Origin of the sequence: Natronomonas sp. (assembly GCF_046483325.1) — an archaeon.
Classification (GTDB): Archaea; Halobacteriota; Halobacteria; order Halobacteriales; family Haloarculaceae; genus Natronomonas.
Genome location: NZ_JAWODL010000024.1, coordinates 22,040 through 38,324 on the forward strand (window position 1 = coordinate 22,040; position 16,285 = coordinate 38,324).

The 16,285-nt window shown below is 59.4% G+C and carries 17 protein-coding genes and 1 tRNA gene; 12 read left to right on the plus strand and 6 right to left on the minus strand.

Annotated features, from left to right (window positions below):
• Positions 1–2: 2 nt before the first annotated feature.
• The gene (locus R6U53_RS07580) at positions 3–1,022 is read left to right on the plus strand and encodes a sulfite exporter TauE/SafE family protein (protein ID WP_410321754.1); all 1,020 of its coding nucleotides are present in this window, start codon (positions 3–5) and stop codon (positions 1,020–1,022) included.
• Positions 1,023–1,059: 37 nt separating this feature from the next.
• Here R6U53_RS07580 and R6U53_RS07585 read toward each other — a convergent pair whose 3' ends face one another.
• Complete coding sequence (locus R6U53_RS07585; RefSeq protein WP_410321755.1) at positions 1,060–1,902, minus strand: universal stress protein; 843 nt, start codon at positions 1,900–1,902, stop codon at positions 1,060–1,062.
• Positions 1,903–2,355: 453 nt separating this feature from the next.
• Positions 2,356–3,063 (minus strand): enoyl-CoA hydratase/isomerase family protein, encoded by a 708-nt coding sequence (locus R6U53_RS07590; RefSeq protein ID WP_410321756.1) that lies wholly within the window; start codon positions 3,061–3,063, stop codon positions 2,356–2,358.
• 152 nt (positions 3,064–3,215) lie between these two features.
• Here R6U53_RS07590 and R6U53_RS07595 point away from each other — a divergent pair, with 152 nt between their 5' ends.
• The 6 genes from R6U53_RS07595 to R6U53_RS07620 all read left to right on the plus strand — a co-directional run bounded on the left by R6U53_RS07595 (position 3,216) and on the right by R6U53_RS07620 (position 8,236).
• Complete coding sequence (locus R6U53_RS07595; RefSeq protein ID WP_410321757.1) at positions 3,216–3,887, plus strand: hypothetical protein; 672 nt, start codon at positions 3,216–3,218, stop codon at positions 3,885–3,887.
• Positions 3,888–4,237: 350 nt separating this feature from the next.
• A complete protein-coding gene (locus tag R6U53_RS07600; RefSeq protein WP_410321758.1) occupies positions 4,238–5,431 on the plus strand; it encodes a tyrosine-type recombinase/integrase in 1,194 nt (397 codons plus the stop codon).
• 92 nt (positions 5,432–5,523) lie between these two features.
• Positions 5,524–6,153 (plus strand): MjaI family restriction endonuclease, encoded by a 630-nt coding sequence (locus R6U53_RS07605; RefSeq protein WP_410321759.1) that lies wholly within the window; start codon positions 5,524–5,526, stop codon positions 6,151–6,153.
• A gap of 48 nt (positions 6,154–6,201) precedes the next feature.
• Entirely contained in the window at positions 6,202–7,305 is a 1,104-nt protein-coding gene (locus tag R6U53_RS07610; protein WP_410321760.1) for a DNA-methyltransferase, read from the plus strand.
• A gap of 217 nt (positions 7,306–7,522) precedes the next feature.
• Positions 7,523–7,594, plus strand: a tRNA-Thr gene (locus R6U53_RS07615).
• A gap of 225 nt (positions 7,595–7,819) precedes the next feature.
• Positions 7,820–8,236, plus strand: coding sequence for a DUF4870 domain-containing protein (locus R6U53_RS07620; protein WP_410321761.1), 417 nt, complete (start codon positions 7,820–7,822; stop codon positions 8,234–8,236).
• 43 nt (positions 8,237–8,279) lie between these two features.
• On the opposite strand, the gene R6U53_RS07625 is transcribed toward R6U53_RS07620, so the two are convergent.
• Positions 8,280–8,708 (minus strand): PaaI family thioesterase, encoded by a 429-nt coding sequence (locus R6U53_RS07625; protein ID WP_410321762.1) that lies wholly within the window; start codon positions 8,706–8,708, stop codon positions 8,280–8,282.
• Between the two features lie 100 nt (positions 8,709–8,808).
• Here R6U53_RS07625 and R6U53_RS07630 point away from each other — a divergent pair, with 100 nt between their 5' ends.
• The 5 genes from R6U53_RS07630 (at position 8,809) to cofG (ending at position 13,551) form a co-directional block, all read left to right on the plus strand.
• Positions 8,809–9,774 (plus strand): complex I NDUFA9 subunit family protein, encoded by a 966-nt coding sequence (locus R6U53_RS07630; RefSeq protein WP_410321763.1) that lies wholly within the window; start codon positions 8,809–8,811, stop codon positions 9,772–9,774.
• Between the two features lie 98 nt (positions 9,775–9,872).
• Positions 9,873–11,048, plus strand: coding sequence for a tubulin/FtsZ family protein (locus R6U53_RS07635; RefSeq protein WP_410321764.1), 1,176 nt, complete (start codon positions 9,873–9,875; stop codon positions 11,046–11,048).
• Positions 11,038–11,799, plus strand: coding sequence for a hypothetical protein (locus R6U53_RS07640; protein WP_410321765.1), 762 nt, complete (start codon positions 11,038–11,040; stop codon positions 11,797–11,799). The genes R6U53_RS07635 and R6U53_RS07640 overlap by 11 nt, the downstream gene beginning before the upstream one ends.
• The gene (gene cofC / locus R6U53_RS07645; RefSeq protein WP_410321766.1) at positions 11,799–12,407 is read left to right on the plus strand and encodes a 2-phospho-L-lactate guanylyltransferase; all 609 of its coding nucleotides are present in this window, start codon (positions 11,799–11,801) and stop codon (positions 12,405–12,407) included. Before R6U53_RS07640 ends, cofC begins: the two co-directional genes overlap by 1 nt.
• Positions 12,408–12,462: 55 nt before the next feature.
• A complete protein-coding gene (cofG, locus tag R6U53_RS07650) occupies positions 12,463–13,551 on the plus strand; it encodes a 7,8-didemethyl-8-hydroxy-5-deazariboflavin synthase subunit CofG (protein ID WP_410321767.1) in 1,089 nt (362 codons plus the stop codon).
• On the opposite strand, the gene R6U53_RS07655 is transcribed toward cofG, so the two are convergent.
• The 3 genes from R6U53_RS07655 to rnhB all read right to left on the minus strand — a co-directional run bounded on the left by R6U53_RS07655 (position 13,548) and on the right by rnhB (position 16,232).
• Positions 13,548–14,087, minus strand: a complete 540-nt coding sequence (locus R6U53_RS07655; RefSeq protein WP_410321768.1) for a hypothetical protein — start codon at positions 14,085–14,087, stop codon at positions 13,548–13,550. The two genes, cofG and R6U53_RS07655, sit on opposite strands and share 4 nt — an antisense overlap.
• 55 nt (positions 14,088–14,142) lie before the next feature.
• Positions 14,143–15,489, minus strand: a complete 1,347-nt coding sequence (gene cofH / locus R6U53_RS07660; RefSeq protein WP_410321769.1) for a 7,8-didemethyl-8-hydroxy-5-deazariboflavin synthase subunit CofH — start codon at positions 15,487–15,489, stop codon at positions 14,143–14,145.
• 110 nt (positions 15,490–15,599) lie between these two features.
• Positions 15,600–16,232 (minus strand): ribonuclease HII, encoded by a 633-nt coding sequence (gene rnhB / locus R6U53_RS07665; protein WP_410321770.1) that lies wholly within the window; start codon positions 16,230–16,232, stop codon positions 15,600–15,602.
• Positions 16,233–16,285 lie beyond the last annotated feature (53 nt).

Consider the following 16,285-nt stretch of genomic DNA (forward strand, 5'->3'; position numbering starts at 1 on the left):
ACATGGAATTTCTGGGTCTCGGTCCGGCTGTTTTGATCCTGTTCGTCAGTTTTGGCTTCATGGTCGGCGTGTTTTTCGGGTTCTTCGGGATGGGCGGGGCCTTTCTCGTGACACCTGCCCTGCTGATCCTCGGATATCCCGCACCCGTGGCGATCGGATCGAGCATGGCGTTCGTGTTCGGAACTGCAGTTATCGCGACGATGAAACACCACGAAGTCGGACAGGTCGGGTACAAACTCGGCGCGCTGATGTTCGCTGGGATCGTGCTCGGTATCGAGGCCGGAAAGAGGGCCGTGTTCTTCCTCGACGGGCTCGGCCGGGCGGAAGTAGTCGTTGGCAGTCTCTACATCCTGTTGCTCGCCGGGGTCGGTCTGCTGTTCACCCGGAGCGCGCTCAATCAGGGAGAGACGGACAGCGACGAGGTCTCAGACGATGATATTCCGGAGATCGCAAAGAAGATCAAATCGTACGACGTTCCCCCGATGGTCACGCTTGCCGACGGCACGAAGGCATCGTTGTGGACTATCTCGGGTGTCGGCGCCGGGGTCGGCGTTGTGTCCGGGTTTCTGGGCGTCGGTGGCGGGTTCATCCGGATGCCCGCGATCTACTATCTGATCGGGGTCCCGCTGGCTGTCGCAGTCGGGACGAGTCTGTTCGGGGCATTGATGTCCGGCGCTATCGGTGCCTTCTCTTATGGGCTCTTGGGCGTGATCGACCTTGGAGTCGTCACCGCCCTACTCGTTGGCTCCGCACTGGGTGCCCGGATCGGCTCGGCCGCGACCGCCTACGTCGACGAGGACGACGTGACCATCTACTTCGGCCTCATGCTACTGTTGGCCAGTGTGGCCGTTGGGTTTGGTGAACTTGCGACTTGGCTCGACATGCCCATCTTCCGCAGGGTGAGTTTCGTTCTCCTCATCAGCTCCGCTGTGTTCGTCACGCTCGTCATCTTCTATTTCGGTGCGCGTGCCGTCCGGAACGATCCAACGGCTTCGGCCGCGACACCCGACCACGGCGACTAACTGATCAAACCGAGCCCGTTCGTGTCAGTCACTTCGCTCAGGCTTTCCGCTCGGGGGGCACCAACAACACGTTCCCACCAGACCGTGCGACGATTTCTTCCGAGACACTGCCGAGTAACAACCGCCGGAGACGGCTGTGTCCCCGGGACCCGAGCAGGACCGTCGCTGGTTCGTAGGCGGCCTCGGCGGCGAGGATTTCCGCCGCTGGGTCCCCCTGCCGGATCTCTGTCTCAATCTCGATTCCCCATTGTTCGAGTTCGGACGCGAGTGAGGCGAGCCTCGCCGCCCCGTCGGCGTTCTCCGGGTCGGGATCTTTCGGCGTTCGCACGTGTACGAGCAGCACCTCCTCGGTCGCATGGCGGAGATACGAGAAGGCGTCGAACGCCCGTGCGGCGTTCTCCGAGAAGTCGGTAGCGAACAACATCCGCCGAAAGAGGTGTTGTCTGATCACGTCGGGGACCTCCGCCTCGCGCTCGATTCGGTTGACCAGTAGCGGGACGACGCTGGTCCGAGCGAGGTTTCGGGCAGTCGATCCGATGACACGGTTTACCAGGGGGCTCTCCCCGCGGGAACCGACGACCGTCAGGTCAGCACCCACCGTACTCGCAATCCCATTGATGCGTCTGTGTGGCGTCCCACGCACGACGTGTATCTCGACCGCGAACCCAGCGTCTTCGATGACCGATCGGTACCGCGACAGCGCACGTTTGCGCCGTTTCTCGAAGTTGATCCCCGGCATCCCTCTGTGAACGTTCGAGGGGATTACCGTCACGAGATGCATCTTCTCGACCCCGATACGACCGAGACACTCCAGACACGTCTCGTTCTCGATGGCTGCCTCACTCGCAGCCGACAGGTCGGTTGCACAAACCGCTTTCATAGGTACAGTACGGATCGGGCCTACAATATTGTTTTGTTTTTTCAATACTATTTGCGGTGAAACACGGGCGTACTATCGAACGAGAGACAGGATGGTGGGTTTACTGCAGGCACTGTCCGGAACTGGCGTTCGCCCGTCGAGCGTTTCTTGTTCGTTCGTGGTTGTAGCAGCCTCTAGTCGGCCCGAGGAGTGTGAGACGCGTGGAGACTGCTGGCCCGACGTTGAACGCAGTCTCCGTGTTCTGCACACTGCTCCTACCCGCGTCTTGATAGGTTACTTAGATGTGTCCGATGGTGCACAGTGTGTCTCTTCCACGAGGGAGTGATCGATCGTTGGCGGTCTCTGTTCCGGTAGGTCGTCGGTTCCAGTATCACTCCTGGGTGTACACGGTATGAACCGTTGTCACTTCTTCGTTGCCGCCGGCGCTACTTCGTTAGCTGGTCGTAATCGGCGCTACGGTGAGTCGCCGAACTCCCGCAACTTCTCCGCGTGCGTTTCGACGAGCGTCCGGAACGATTCGATTTCGGCCGTTTCCTTGATCTCTTTGCCCGATCGGTCACGGATGCGTGCCTTGATGTGTTCGAGCGCCGCCGGATCGTTATCTGCCACCTCTTTTGCGACCGCAAGCGGGTCGTCGATGACCCGCGAGATTAGGCCGATCCGGAGCGCCTCCTCGCTGTCGAGCACCCGACCCGACAGCGAGAAATCGAGCGCATCACCCATTCCCACGATCTCGGGTAAGCGAACCGTTCCACCCCACGACCCGAACAACCCGAAGGTCACGCCCGGTTCACCGAACGTTGCCTCGGGGGTTGCCACCCGAATATCGCAGGCGAGTGCGAGTTCGATCCCGCCGCCTCGAGCGGCCCCGTCGATCCCCGCGATGACGGTTGCGGGACTGTTTTCGATCGCGTCGGCCGTCCGCTGGCCCTGTCGAACGAACGGTTCGACGTTCCCTTCGGTTGCGAGGGTCCCAACGGTCCCGAGGTCCGCTCCGGCGCAGAACGCCTCGCCGGCGCCACGTAGACAGATCACTGGTGCCCCAGGGTCGCTCACAGCTGTTTCGAGCGCTTCGAGCCCCGCCAGCGTGATCGCGTTCCGCCGGTCCGCTCTGTCGAGAGTGACGATGCGAACGTCGCCTTGATTATCGATGCCGATCATTACCACATGACCGACCGTGATGGCGGTAAGTGCTACGATCTGATCGGTCGGACTGCTCCGCACATCCGGTACCCTCCGGTCGATTCGGTGACGGATCGGTATATCGACTCTTTCCAAACTGATTTGGCTCTCCCGTCCCTACACGGCAGTAGATGGACGAAACCGCGCACGCTCGGGCCGCGTTCCGCGAGGGGATCGGCGACATCGTTCCCGACCCCCTTCGACGACGCCTCGAGGGAGTGCTCGAGTCGGCGTCGATGACTCCTGGTGCACTCACGGTATTGGCTGCGACGACGCTCGACGACGCCGCCGACCTCGATATCGCTGCACGTCGCGGCGCCGGCGTCCAGATGAGCTACGAGGGGCTTCGACTCTCACGCGATCTCATTCACACGGATCCGTGGGCGAACGGCGATCGAACGGAGGGCGATCTGAACGCGATCGCCGCCGAGGTGCTCGTCGCTCGCGGGTTCGAATACCTCGCCCATACCGGCGTTGCGATGGATGTCGTGGAAGCTGTCCGGCAGTTCGGACGCGACCAGACGCACCGCGAAAACGCGACCCAAGCCGAGCGGACGTCGCTCGACCGGCAGTTGGAAGCGGCGTTCGTCCGCATCGCGGTCCGTGCAGGTGCCGACGTCGCGCTCGGGTCGATCCCCGATCAGATCGACGGGGTCGCCGACGAACTCGCCGCGGAGTTGAGTACCGATCCGCTGCCGCGCTCGGAAACGGCGCTCGTCGGCGTCCCCGAGCGCCTTTCGACCGCGATAGCGAGCCCAGACACCACTACACCCGGCGAGTTTTCACAATCCTCCGGGACGTAGTGTGAGTCCGTGGCGCTGGCGAAACCGTCCCACGGCTGCAGTAAATCGAAACGACTAACAGTAAAACCCGGCTACCAGAGAGTGCCTGCCTGGGTAGCTTAGCGGTAAAGCGCGTCCTTGGTAAGGACTTCGCCGATATTAGGGACGCGCGGTTCCATTTCAGGGGACTCAGGCCCTCACACCCCATTTTGCGTCTTCTCTGAAAGAGAAACAAGGTGTGAGCAAATGGTCGAAAACGCTAAGCAACGAACAGACCGCAGTATTGCGATTTCGAGTGTAACTCAGGAACAGAGTGCAACGACCCCGAGTGTAACACGAGGGGAGTGTTGTTCCTTTGCTCGGAGGCTCGAATGACTTACCAAGGCGACCCCCTCGACAATCTTCCCTCGGAAGTTGGTGAGGATGCGGGCATCCTTCCAGCGCCCGAACCCATCGAGTTCCCGTTCCCTCTCGTGAGCAAACGGACGAAGGAGGACTTGGAGAAGTTCGGCGTCAACGTCGCGGAAGATTACCGCGACTTCAAACAGGAGGTGCTGACGTGGCTCGCCACCTACGGTAAGAACCCCGAGAAGGGCGAGGGACTGGCCGATACCACGCTGAAGTCTACTCACTACAAGCTGGAAACGGTCTTCCGCTGGCTTTGGGACTACGAGGAGCGGTACACGACGGAACTCACTCCGGCGGAGGCAGACCGATTCATCCGCCTCCTGAATATGTCCGACTCGATGATTGATTCCAGCGTCCTCCACCACCTCAAGGTCATCAAGCGGTACTTTAAGTACCACAACCACACGCACGGGACTGATTGGGACTGGGAACCCGACCTCGACCTCAGCCAAGCGAACGGCGAGGAACGTGACTACCTACATCGAGGGGCATTCAAACAGCTATACAGCGCCGCCCTCGAATACGGGTCGGTCAAGAGCTATCACTCGGTGACGCCCGAGGAACGCGACCGTATCAAGACCTACCTCGCTCGGCTTGAGGGAGTTCCGAAGGAGAAAATCGGCCCTGAGGAGTTCAAAGAGGCGAACTCGTGGAAAGTCCCGTCGCTTATCGCAGTCACGCTCGACACCGGGCTTCGACCCATCGAGGTGGGGCGGGCGTCGGTGGACTGGGTTAATCTGGAATCCCACGAGCTGAACATTCCAAAAGAGGAATCCACGAAGAACGAGGCGTACTGGAACTGTACCCTCAAGAATCGGACTGTCAACGTCCTGAATCGCTGGCTCGATGAGCGGGCGACCTACGAGAAGTATCAAAACCGAGACGAACTGTGGCTCACGAAGAAGGGCACGCGGTACAGCTCGAAATCGTGTAACTACCTCCTGCGCCGACTCATCGAGGAGGGGAACGTCTCGATTCCGAAGAACAAGGACGTGACGTGGTACTCTATCCGGCACGGCGTAGCGACTCATTGGGCGAATCACGTCGGGCCGCACCACGCCAAGGAGCAACTTCGCCACAAGAGCGTAACGACGACGATGAAATATCTACATTCAGACTCGGAAACGCGGTCGTCGGCGGTAGAACAAATCTGGTAAGCTGATTAGCAGTTTTCACATTTTTCGTCAGGGATTGGTGGAAATAGCGGGTGTCGGTAGAGTAATGGGGATTACACTAATCATCCTCGCATATGTCTCGGACTATCCGACTCTCCGAAGACGAGCGTGAGGAATTGGTAGCAGACATAGACCCTGAATTTCCCAAGTACACGACTCAGATAATGAATACTGCAAATCAGAACTCTCAGGGGACACGTCCTACTACGGTCGGCCAGCTCAACGAGATTATTGAGGAATACAAAGAGCAGTACCCGGATGGTGATTTTGGGGATTGGAGACAGTTCTACTTTGAGAATTATGACGGAGACGAGAATATCGAGGAAGCGACGGACAAGGTGTTCAATATGGTCGTGAAAATGAGAGAAGCGGCAGAAGAAATTGACCGAGAGATGGTTAATCGTTGGGTCAAGGACTTGGTTCTATATAAGACGTACACCGGGCTTGGGCGCAATGAGGAGGCAATTCTGAAGAAGTTATCTGAAGAATACGATTTACCCTACGAGCTTGGAACAGCAGAAGACGAATCGAAAGGGATTGACGGCTATCTCGGAAGCCAGCCTGTCTCAGTCAAACCAATCACGTACAAGCAGAAGGCGAGACTACAGGAAGACATAGATGCTCCAATCGTCTATTACGAGGACTACTCAACAACTAATGCTCTGAAGTTACATTTAGACGAACTCGATGAGGTTATGCGCTGAACCGCTCTCACGAAAAGTTAAGGGGGTAACGCGGGGAAGTCGTACTTAATGGAGACGACTCATCGCATCGTTACCGGAGACTCTCGCTCACTTTCAAAAATAGACGACGACTCCGTTGAACTGGTCGTTACTTCTCCCCCTTATCCAATGATTGAGATGTGGGACGAGCTATTCGCTGAACTCAATCCGGAGATAACAGCTTCTCTCGAAGCGGGAGAAGGGCAAGCCGCCTTCTCTCAGATGCACGAGGAACTTGAGAGGGTCTGGAAAGAGGTCAGTCGGGTACTGGTCGATGGTGGCATCGCGTGTATTAACATTGGTGATGCAACACGGAAAGTGGACGGAAGCTTTCGCGTTTTCCAGAACCATTCTCGAATTATCAACGCTTTCGAAGACCTCGGCTTCGAGCCTCTACCTGAACTTCTGTGGCGCAAACCCGTTAATTCGGGAGCCAAGTTTATGGGTTCAGGTATGCTCCCACCCAATGCCTACGTAACGCTGGAACACGAGTATATCCTCGTCTTCCGTAACGGAAAGGATAGTCGAACCTTCGAGCCGGGGTCGGAGCGACGCTACAATTCGGCGTACTTTTGGGAAGAAAGGAACCAGTGGTTTTCGGACGTTTGGATGGAAATTAAAGGGGAGCTTCAAGCTCTTGAACAAAGCGAATTAAGAGAGCGTTCTGCGGCGTACCCATTCGAGATACCGTATCGACTCATCAATATGTATTCTGTCTATGGAGACACGGTACTTGACCCGTTTTGGGGAACAGGCACGACCTCATTCGCCGCGATGGTCGCGGGGCGAAATTCCGTCGGATATGAATTGGACGAGGAGTTCGTACAGTTGTTCAAGCAACGAGTCGAAGACATTCCGGAATACTCGCGTGAGGTCGTCAAACAACGATTAGACGACCACAAAGAGTTCGTCGAGGAGCGTCTGTCCGAGGGGAAGGACTTCAAATATCAGGCTGATAACTACGACTTCCCCGTCACGACGAAGCAAGAGAAACCGATTCAGTTCTACTCTGTCTCGGATGTTCGAGAAACTGAGGATGGATACGAAGTGTCACACAACCCCGTGGAGGATACGGATGTCCAGATTGAAGAAAACAAACAGGGTGGCGAAGTAGCTTCACTTTCGGATTTCTAACCGGTTTTCGTCGCTTTCAGAGTTGCTTGACGGACAACCAAATAGACACTTTGATTGAGTGGTTCACCGCATCGAGGGGGGAGCTTCGGGAAGGTTCCAATTGCGGCATTGGCACGTCACGGTACGGCACGCCCGGTGGCTTTCATCACATTCTTATACGGCTGTGTAATAGAATCGAGTGCAGAAGGCGGAAAAGCGGGGTGTACGCACCCTGAGTGCCTGGGTAGCTTAGCGGTAAAGCGCGTCCTTGGTAAGGACGAGAGCCCGGGTTCAAATCCCGGCCTAGGCTTGAACCGTCGCGGCCACGCGTTTTTGCGACTCCATCGTATCTGATCAAACCACTCCGTCCTCGTCTATCACATACGCATTTCGATATTTACCACAATGTAGCGGATCTATACATGCAATATTCGTCTGCGTGAGTCAGTAATACCGACATTCTTCCGTTAGCGATTGACTTCGAATACATAGATTTATTCCGACAGGTGTCTATATAAGATCGGGTGGATCAACAATGGCAACTGAATCCTCAGAAGAGACGACCGACTTGGAGACGGAACGCGAGAGTACCGCGAGCGGCTTGGACCCGAACGTTGCAGGGGCGCTAAGCTACTTGCTCGGCCCGATCACCGGTATTTTGTTTTACGTATTGGAGCCGGACGACGAGTTCATCCGGTTTCACGCCGCACAGAGCACGATCGTCTTCGGGGGGCTGTTCGTGGTCTCGGTCGTGCTTTCCGTCGTGATGACGGTGCTCGCGTTCGTTCCCGTCATCGGCTGGATCTTCGGGGCACTCGTCGGGCTCGTGAGCCTCGTCGTCTCGCTCGTGGGCGTCGTCGCGTGGCTTTTTTTGATGTACAAAGCCTACTCGGGAGCGATGTACGAAGTGCCGTTCGTCGCGCCGCACGCGCACCGGTACGCCGAAACGTGAGACGCCCACGAAGGGCCGCCGGCCGCTCCCGACTGCGCCCCGACTACTCGTAGCCCATATTGGGGTCGAGTTCGACGCGGCTTTTCGCGAACGTGCCGGTCCCTCTCGCCAATTGATTCCGCTCGTCGTCGTAGAGGACGCCGTCTGCGATGAGCTGTTTCGGGTGGTCGTTGACGACGGTTGCCTCCGCGACGAGATCGCCGTCGGTGACCGGTCGCATAAGCTGGAGGTGAAAATCCGTCGTGAGTACGAACACGTCCTCGACGAGCGAGTTCGCGGCGAAGAACGTCGCGTCGTCGAGCGCCTTGAAATAATAGGAGCCGTGAACGCCGCCGCCGGCGTGGTGGTCCGATTCGTCGACGCCCAATCGAATTTCGGCCTCGCCGGGGCCGGTCACGGAGAGCGTGATATCGAGATGATCGTTGCACGGGGTGCCGTGATACATCCGTTCGAGCTTTCGGTAGTGATCCATGTCCCGAATCGATGGCCGACGGTCTTATCGGTTCCCGTCCTCGGGGGTCCCTCCGTGATCTGCCACGATGGTTTATACGGCGGCCGATCATATGTCCGATATGCGAATACTGGTCGTGGGCGGAACCGGATTCATCGGCACGCATCTCTGTCGGGAACTCCTCGATCGCGGCCACGAGGTGACGGCGCTGTCGCGGTCACCGGACGACGGCGATCTCCCTGAGGATGTGCGGACGGTGATGGGGGACGTGACGGCGTACGACTCGATCGAACGGGCCTTCGAGGCCCAAGACGCGGTCTTCAACCTCGTAGCGCTCTCGCCGCTGTTCCGACCCGCAAGTGGGAACGAAATGCACTACCGCGTCCACGAGGGCGGCACGGCGAACGTCGTTCGAGCGGCCGAGGAACACGGTGTCGGCTTGATCGTCCAGATGAGCGCCCTCGGTGCCGATCAGAACGGCGAGACGGCGTATATCCGTTCGAAGGGATTGGCCGAGGGGGTCGTCCGCAGTTCGGAGTTAGAGTGGGTCATCTTTCGTCCCTCCGTCGTTTTCGGCGATGGCGGGGAGTTCATCCCCTATACGAAACAGCTCGCGCTCCCGTACGTGACGCCGCTCCCCGGCGGTGGAAAGACGCGATTCCAGCCGATCTGGGTGAATGATTTCGCCCCGATGCTCGCCGACGCTGTCGACGGCGGCGATAGAGGCAGTGACGGAACAGGCGAAGACGAAAACGGCGATAATCCCCACGTAGGCCACGTCTACGAGATCGGCGGTCCAGAGGTGCTGACGCTAGCGGAGATCGCCGAACTCGCACACGGTGCGGACGGTCGATCCGTCGGAATCGTCCCGATCCCAATGTCACTCGCGTCGGTCGGGCTCACATCGCTCGACTTCGTCCCCGCGTCGGTACTCGACGCCCTTCCGGGAGTCCCGAGGATGGGCTCCGATCAGTACCGATCGTTGCGCTTCGATAACACGGTGGTGGAAAACGACGTAACCGCGTTCGGGGTCGATCCGGACGACCTACTCACCCTGGCCGAATATCTTACACCGAACGCCGACTAGTCCGAATGATCGAATGATGAACACCAGTGTCGGCTCAGTGTCTGACGTTGGCCGAAAGCTTATCAGGTCCGTGGGTCCGTATTCGGACAAGGACTGATATGAAACTAGCAATGATCGGCTTCGGGCAGGCCGGCGGGAAGGTTCTCGACCGGTTCCTCGAGTACGATTCCAGCCGAGGGACCGGCATCATCGGCCACGCCGTTGCCGTTAACTCTGCCAAGGCTGACCTGATGGGTCTCGATTACGTACCGAACGAGAATCGGGTTCTCATCGGCCAATCGGTCGTGAAGGGACACGGTGCTGGCACCGAACCGGAACTGGGTGAACAGTGCGCAAAGGAGGACATAGAAGAGATACAAAGCGCGATCGATCAGATGGTTTCGAGCGAGATCGACGCGTTTCTCGTTATCGCCGGACTTGGCGGCGGGACCGGCAGTGGCGGCGCGCCCATTTTGACCGAACATCTCCAGCGTCTCTACATCGAACCCGTGTACGGCCTCGGTATCCTCCCGAGCCGCGACGAGGGCGGCATCTACAATCGGAACGCAGCCCGGTCTTTCCAGCAGTTCGCCGAGGCCGTCGACAACCTGTTGACATTCGACAACGATTCGTTCAAAACCGGCGGCGAGAGCCTCGATCAAGGCTACGCCGAGATCAACAAGGAGATCGTCACCCGATTTGGGGCGCTCTTTTCGGCCGGTGAGGTCGACGCGCTCGGCGACAACGTCGCCGAAAGCGTCGTCGACGCCTCCGAAATCATCAACACGCTCGGCGATCACGGGATCTCAAGCGTCGGCTACGCGAGTGAGCCCGTCGACCCCCACAAGGAGAGTAAAGGGCTACTCGATCGACTTCGCGGCGGAAACGAGGAAAACGGCTTCTCGTCGTCGGGCGACGCGACCAACCGGATCACCTCGCTCGTCCGGAAAGCGACGCTCGGGAAGTTGACACTTCAGTGTGAGGTCAGTAGCACCGAGCGGGCGCTATTGTTGGTCTCTGGGCCACCGGATGCGCTCAACCGCAAGGGAATCGATAAAGCACGCAAATGGCTCGAAAACCAGACGCAGTGTATGGAAGTCCGAGCGGGCGACTATCCGCTTCCCAACGAGCAGAAAGTGGCCGCGATCGTGGTTCTAGCCGGCGTCACCGACGTGCCCCGCGTCAAGGAGATGCAGCGAATGGCGATCGAGGCCGAAGAGCGACGCGAGGAACTCAAATCGCAGAGCGAGGGAGACTTAGAGGACCTCTTAAAATACGGCGACAATGAGCAATAAGAGGACAGTCGTCGCCGCATCGGTCGCGGTGTTGTTGATCAGTGCGCTGTTTTCCGGCTCCGCAGTCGCGGTGCAGAGTTCCCCGGATGATCTCCCCGAAGAGTCGGAAGTCGGGACCGAGTTCGAGGCGACTTTCGAGGTAACCGATCTGTTCGATGAGTTCGAGCGGTGGACGCTGCTCTCGAGTACGGAACTCGATAACGCCACGTGGACGATTAGACAGTTCAACCAAGCCGGCGACGAGACCTCGCGTGAGGATATCGACGGACAGAACGCGACCCAACAGGTCGATCTCGATGACGGAACGGCTACGGTCGAAGTTCGCGTAACGGGCACAACGCCCGAGATCGAGACGTTCAGCTACGATCCGCCGGACAGATTCGTCGCGGCGAACTTCACGTTACAGCGCGAGGGCGGTTCCGAACGGGCGATTAGCACTCACGAGAGCCACCACTACACCCAAGAGAGCAAGGAAGCACGAGGTGAGATCGATCGCGCACGCGATACGGTCGGCGAGTCGGGACCGGACGACGCCAGATCGTCGCTCGATAGCGCGATCTCCGCTTACGAGAGCGGGAACTTCGAGAACGCGATCAACAACGCCGAGCGGGCCGAAGACGAGGCCTCGGAGAGCCAACTTATTCGAAACGCACTCCTCGGCGTCGGAGCCGTCGTCGTCCTCGCGATCCTCATCGGGGGCGGCTACTGGGTGTATAAATCCAGACAGCAGGGTCCGAGTCGCTTGAAGTGATGGACGTTCTCGTCCCGTTCGCGGCCGGCGAGCCGAAGACGCGGCTCGCGAACGTCCTAGAACCGAACGAACGAGCCGAGTTCGCCCGAGCGATGCTCCGCGATGTCTGTACTGCGATCGACGAGGCAAAAGCATCTCCCACGGTCCTCTCGACTGCACACATCGATTCCGAGTGGCCGGTCATCGTCGACGACCAACCGTTGACCATCGCTGTTAACGATCGATTGGATCCCCCGATCGCCGTCGTCATGGCCGACCTCGCGCTCGCCACGCCGGACGCGCTCTCTCGACTGTTCGAGTCCGAAGGACTCGTCGTCATCGCCCCGGGACTCGGCGGTGGGACGAACGCCCTCGTCGTCCGTCACCCAGATTTTTATACGGATTATCACGGCGCGTCGGTGACCGACCACCGGCGGATCGCGTCGGAGATCGGCGCCGAGACGGAAACGGTCGATTCGTTCCGTCTCGCGGTCGATATCGACGAGCCCGACGACCTCGCCGAACTGTTGCTCCACGGCACCGGCGAGGCCTCCGAGTGGCTCCGGTCGGCCGGCTTCGAACTCTCGGTTACCGATGGGCGCGTAACTGTCCAGCGACGCACGCGATAATGTGAGTCTCTCGGATAGCGATTGTTTTAATGCCCCCTCCCACCGATGAGGGTACGTGTTTGGCGCGGAGGAATACGGGGTCGATCTCGAAATCTCGACGACGGACGTAGACCGGTTGGTAGACGTCACGCCGTCCGACGTAGAACCGACCGACGAACTCTCGTTTGCGCGAAACGTGTTCGTTCCGCTGACGACCGCGTGCCGGTACACCTGTACGTACTGCACCTACTACGATCCACCGGGGGCGGCGTCGCTTTTGTCCCCCGACGAGATACGCGAGATCTGTGAGAGGGGCGCGGCGGCCGGCTGCACCGAGGCGCTGTTCACGTTCGGCGACGATCCTGACGACCGATACGTCGAGATTCACGAGCGACTCGCGGAGTGGGGGCACGATTCGATCCACTCGTATCTCCGGGAAGCCTGTGAGATCGCCCTCGATTGTGGTCTTCTCCCGCACTCGAACCCCGGCGATCAGACCCGCGAACAGATGGAGATAGTCGCCGACGTGAACGCGTCGATGGGCGTTATGTTGGAGACGACGGCCGAAGTGCAAGCACACGGCGGCCCACGCGCGAAAGAGCCCGGTCAACGCCTCGCCACGATCGCCACCGCCGGCGAGTTAGGGATGCCGTTTACTACGGGGATCCTCGTTGGAATCGGCGAGACGATGTGCGACCGTGCGGAGAGTCTCCTCGCGATTCAGGAACTGCACGAACGATACGGTCACATCCAGGAGATCATCGTCCAGCCGGTCGTCCCGAACGATCGCTGGCGCGACGAGTCGCCGGATCTCGAGACGATCCGACGCGTGACCGCCATGGCTCGGGTCGCGTTGTCCCCGGAGATCAGCATCCAATCCCCACCGAACCTCGCACCGGTCGAGGACCTCCTCGACTGCGGGGTCGACGATTTCGGCGGCGTTTCGCCGGTCACCGACGATCACATCAACCCCGAGTACGCCTGGCCGGCGCTTCGGGAACTCGAAGAGATCGCCCAGTCGGCCGATGTACCGCTCGTCGAGCGCTTACCCGTCCACGAGCGATACGTCTCCGAGGAGTGGATCTCGTCGCGAATCGAAGCGGCGATCGAAGCCGAGGATTCGGCTGGGCGACGGTATCGGTCGCTGTTGGGTAACGCGGCCTAGATCGCGCCGTACTCCGATCCGTCGAGGATCGCCTGTACGTCTTCGAGTGCGAGCGTTTCGACGAGTGCGGTCGCGCGCCCCTCGAGGAGCGCGAGACCGTAGTCCGGCTCAGTCTCCACAACCGACAAACCGTCCGTTTCTTCCGCGTGGGATTCGATCGCCGAGACGGCTGTCGAGAGCAGTTCCTGTTGTGTCTCTTCGAGTTTCGATTGGGCCTCCTCCACGAGTGCTTGTGCTTCCTCTTGATCCATCTCGCCTTCCTCGACTCCCTCTTGGGCTTCTTTTTGGGCCGCTTGTACGTTCTGTTGAGCGTCCTCGAGTTCCGATTGGTCGACATCGGCGACGACCATCACTTCGAATGCGTTCTCGGAGTCGTCGGTTCCATCGACACCGGACCCATCCGCGTCGGATCCGTCCGACCCGTCGTTCGCGAAGCTACACCCGGCGATCGAGAGCGAAGCTGCCGTTCCACCGATGCCGAGCAGCTTTCGTCTTGAGACTGGCGGTTCCATCGCATAGGTCACAGAAGCGGGCACACCTAAGACTGTTGACGTGCGCGTCGAAAGGGTTCGATCAACGGCAGCTGCGAACTCACAAAAGCGGCGTTCCGTCGGCCTTCGGCCCGAGCATCGGTCCGAACGGACCGTCGCCGGGATCGATTCGGCGGCGCATTTCGTAATCGGTCGATCGCTCGACGGGAGCACGACCGATCGAGGTGATCATGTCGACGTACTCTTGTACCGATCGGAACTCGCCGTAGCCACCGCCGGCCCGCTTCGTGATCTCCTCGGAGAGAATCGTCCCCATAAAGTCGTCCGCGCCGCAGGTGAGCATCTTCAACCCCTGTGCGTCGCCGTATTTGACCCACGACGACTGGATGTGATCGACGTTGTCGAGATACAGCCGCGAGACGGCGATCATCAGTTCGTCCTCGTGAATCGATGCGCCGTTCTCGACCATCCCCTGTTCTTTCAGCGGCGTCTCTTGGTGGATGAACGAGAGTGGGACGAACTCAGTGATAGCGCCGGTTCGGTCCTGTAACTCGCGGATTCGGTCGAGATGTATCGCCCGGTGGGCCTCGTTTTCGACGTGGCCGTACATGATAGTCGCCGTGGTATCGAGCCCGACGGACGCAGCGGCTTCCATCGCTTCGAGCCACTCGTTTGTCCCGACCTTTCCAGGGCAGATGACCTCCCGAACTTCCTCGACGAGAATCTCGGCTGCGGTGCCAGGAACCGAATCCAACCCGGCGTCACGCAACCGTTCGAACACGTCTTCGTAGCTCCAGTCGGTTCCACGGCAGGCGTGGTAGGCCTCCTCGGGCGTCATCGAGTGGACGTGAACGTCGTCGACGCTCATCGCCTCGATCTGCTCGACGTACGTGCCCGGATCCACGTCGTAGGCCTCCGGCGATTTGTAGTTGTACTCGCCGTTGAGCCCCGACAGAATCTCGTGGTGTTCGTCGTCGAGGGCGAGCGCCGGATGGAGTCCGGAGACCGAACAGACCTCGTAGATACCGCGTTCGACGGCATCTTGGACGATCTCTCGCGATTCGCTTGGCGTCTTGGTGAACCCGTTGTTCTCGCCGTCGTGGGTCGATTCGAATCGCTGTGCCGCGTCCTTGAAGTTACAGAACAGACAGCCGACGTTGCAGGCGGTCGTGACGTTGTTGTTGAGGTTGACGACGAAGGTGACCTCGTCGCCCACGACATCCGCGCGGCGTCGATCGGCCGTTTCGAGTACCTGCTCCTTTCGCGCAACGTCGATCCCCGGCGTGTCGGTCCCCGTCGTCAGCAGTTCGGTCGCGTCGTCGACGTCGAGTCGAATCCCCGTTCGAGCCTTCTCGAGAGCGTTTTCGAACGACTGGTCAGTCTCGGGTTGGTGGTCGAATTCGAACCCCTCTCGCGGGACGTTTGTCGACGCCTCGAACGCATCCATATCCCCTCTCCCGACTGAAAGGTAATAGGGGTTATCGTCCACCCAGATTTCTTCCGGGGACGATATTGCCTACCACGATATCGAGGATTCTTCGCTCCCGGTTCCCTGCCTTAGTGGTCTCCGAGCTCGGTCTGTTCGACCGCCGAACGAATCGCCCCGCACGTCGACCACGATAGACGGGTCGGGGGTGGAAACTCGCCGTGGTCTCTGAAGTACCGCGACAAGAACGTCCGAGTCGTGGAGTCGCTCGGATAGCCGCTACCGACCTCGCCGAACTGCTCGCAGAGGGAGTCGACGTGCGCCTCGCGTTCGCTTTTAGCGATGATACTCGCCGCCCCGACGAGGGGATCAGATTCATCTGCGCGGTGCATCGCATCGACCGAGACGAACGTTTCTATCCGGGATTCGACGCGGGTTCCGAATCGACCGGCATCCACGTCTCCTGCGTCGCAGAGACCGGAATCTCCAGGTTGTACGACGATTTCCGCTGCACTCGCGTGTGCTGAAACCGTGAGATCGTTCATGTTTCCGGCATCGATCCGTGCCGGCGTGATCTCCGCGATGCCGATCTCGACGCGCGGGCTCTCCCGGAGGCGGTCCGCGATCGCCTCTCTCCGTCGCGCGGACAGACGCTTCGAGTCGTCGATTCCCTCCGGAAGCTCCGCTTTTGGCGCCCGTATCGCCGCTGCGAACATCGATCCTAGTACCGGCCCTTTACCCGCCTCGTCGACACCGAACTCCATGACGGCGTTTCACGCAGTGACGATAAAACGGTTGTTCAACCGCTCGGAAATCG

Coding starts and splice junctions, on each gene's coding strand:
- R6U53_RS07620 (WP_410321761.1), top strand. CDS start 7,820: ATGGCAACTGAATCCTCAGAAGAGACGACCGACTTGGAGACGGAACGC.
- R6U53_RS07625 (WP_410321762.1), bottom strand. CDS start 8,708: ATGGATCACTACCGAAAGCTCGAACGGATGTATCACGGCACCCCGTGC.
- cofC (WP_410321766.1), top strand. CDS start 11,799: ATGGACGTTCTCGTCCCGTTCGCGGCCGGCGAGCCGAAGACGCGGCTC.
- R6U53_RS07595 (WP_410321757.1), top strand. CDS start 3,216: ATGGACGAAACCGCGCACGCTCGGGCCGCGTTCCGCGAGGGGATCGGC.
- R6U53_RS07635 (WP_410321764.1), top strand. CDS start 9,873: ATGAAACTAGCAATGATCGGCTTCGGGCAGGCCGGCGGGAAGGTTCTC.
- R6U53_RS07610 (WP_410321760.1), top strand. CDS start 6,202: ATGGAGACGACTCATCGCATCGTTACCGGAGACTCTCGCTCACTTTCA.
- R6U53_RS07585 (WP_410321755.1), bottom strand. CDS start 1,902: ATGAAAGCGGTTTGTGCAACCGACCTGTCGGCTGCGAGTGAGGCAGCC.
- rnhB (WP_410321770.1), bottom strand. CDS start 16,232: ATGGAGTTCGGTGTCGACGAGGCGGGTAAAGGGCCGGTACTAGGATCG.
- cofH (WP_410321769.1), bottom strand. CDS start 15,489: ATGGATGCGTTCGAGGCGTCGACAAACGTCCCGCGAGAGGGGTTCGAA.
- R6U53_RS07580 (WP_410321754.1), top strand. CDS start 3: ATGGAATTTCTGGGTCTCGGTCCGGCTGTTTTGATCCTGTTCGTCAGT.
- R6U53_RS07605 (WP_410321759.1), top strand. CDS start 5,524: ATGTCTCGGACTATCCGACTCTCCGAAGACGAGCGTGAGGAATTGGTA.
- R6U53_RS07590 (WP_410321756.1), bottom strand. CDS start 3,063: ATGATCGGCATCGATAATCAAGGCGACGTTCGCATCGTCACTCTCGAC.
- R6U53_RS07640 (WP_410321765.1), top strand. CDS start 11,038: ATGAGCAATAAGAGGACAGTCGTCGCCGCATCGGTCGCGGTGTTGTTG.
- R6U53_RS07600 (WP_410321758.1), top strand. CDS start 4,238: ATGACTTACCAAGGCGACCCCCTCGACAATCTTCCCTCGGAAGTTGGT.
- R6U53_RS07630 (WP_410321763.1), top strand. CDS start 8,809: ATGCGAATACTGGTCGTGGGCGGAACCGGATTCATCGGCACGCATCTC.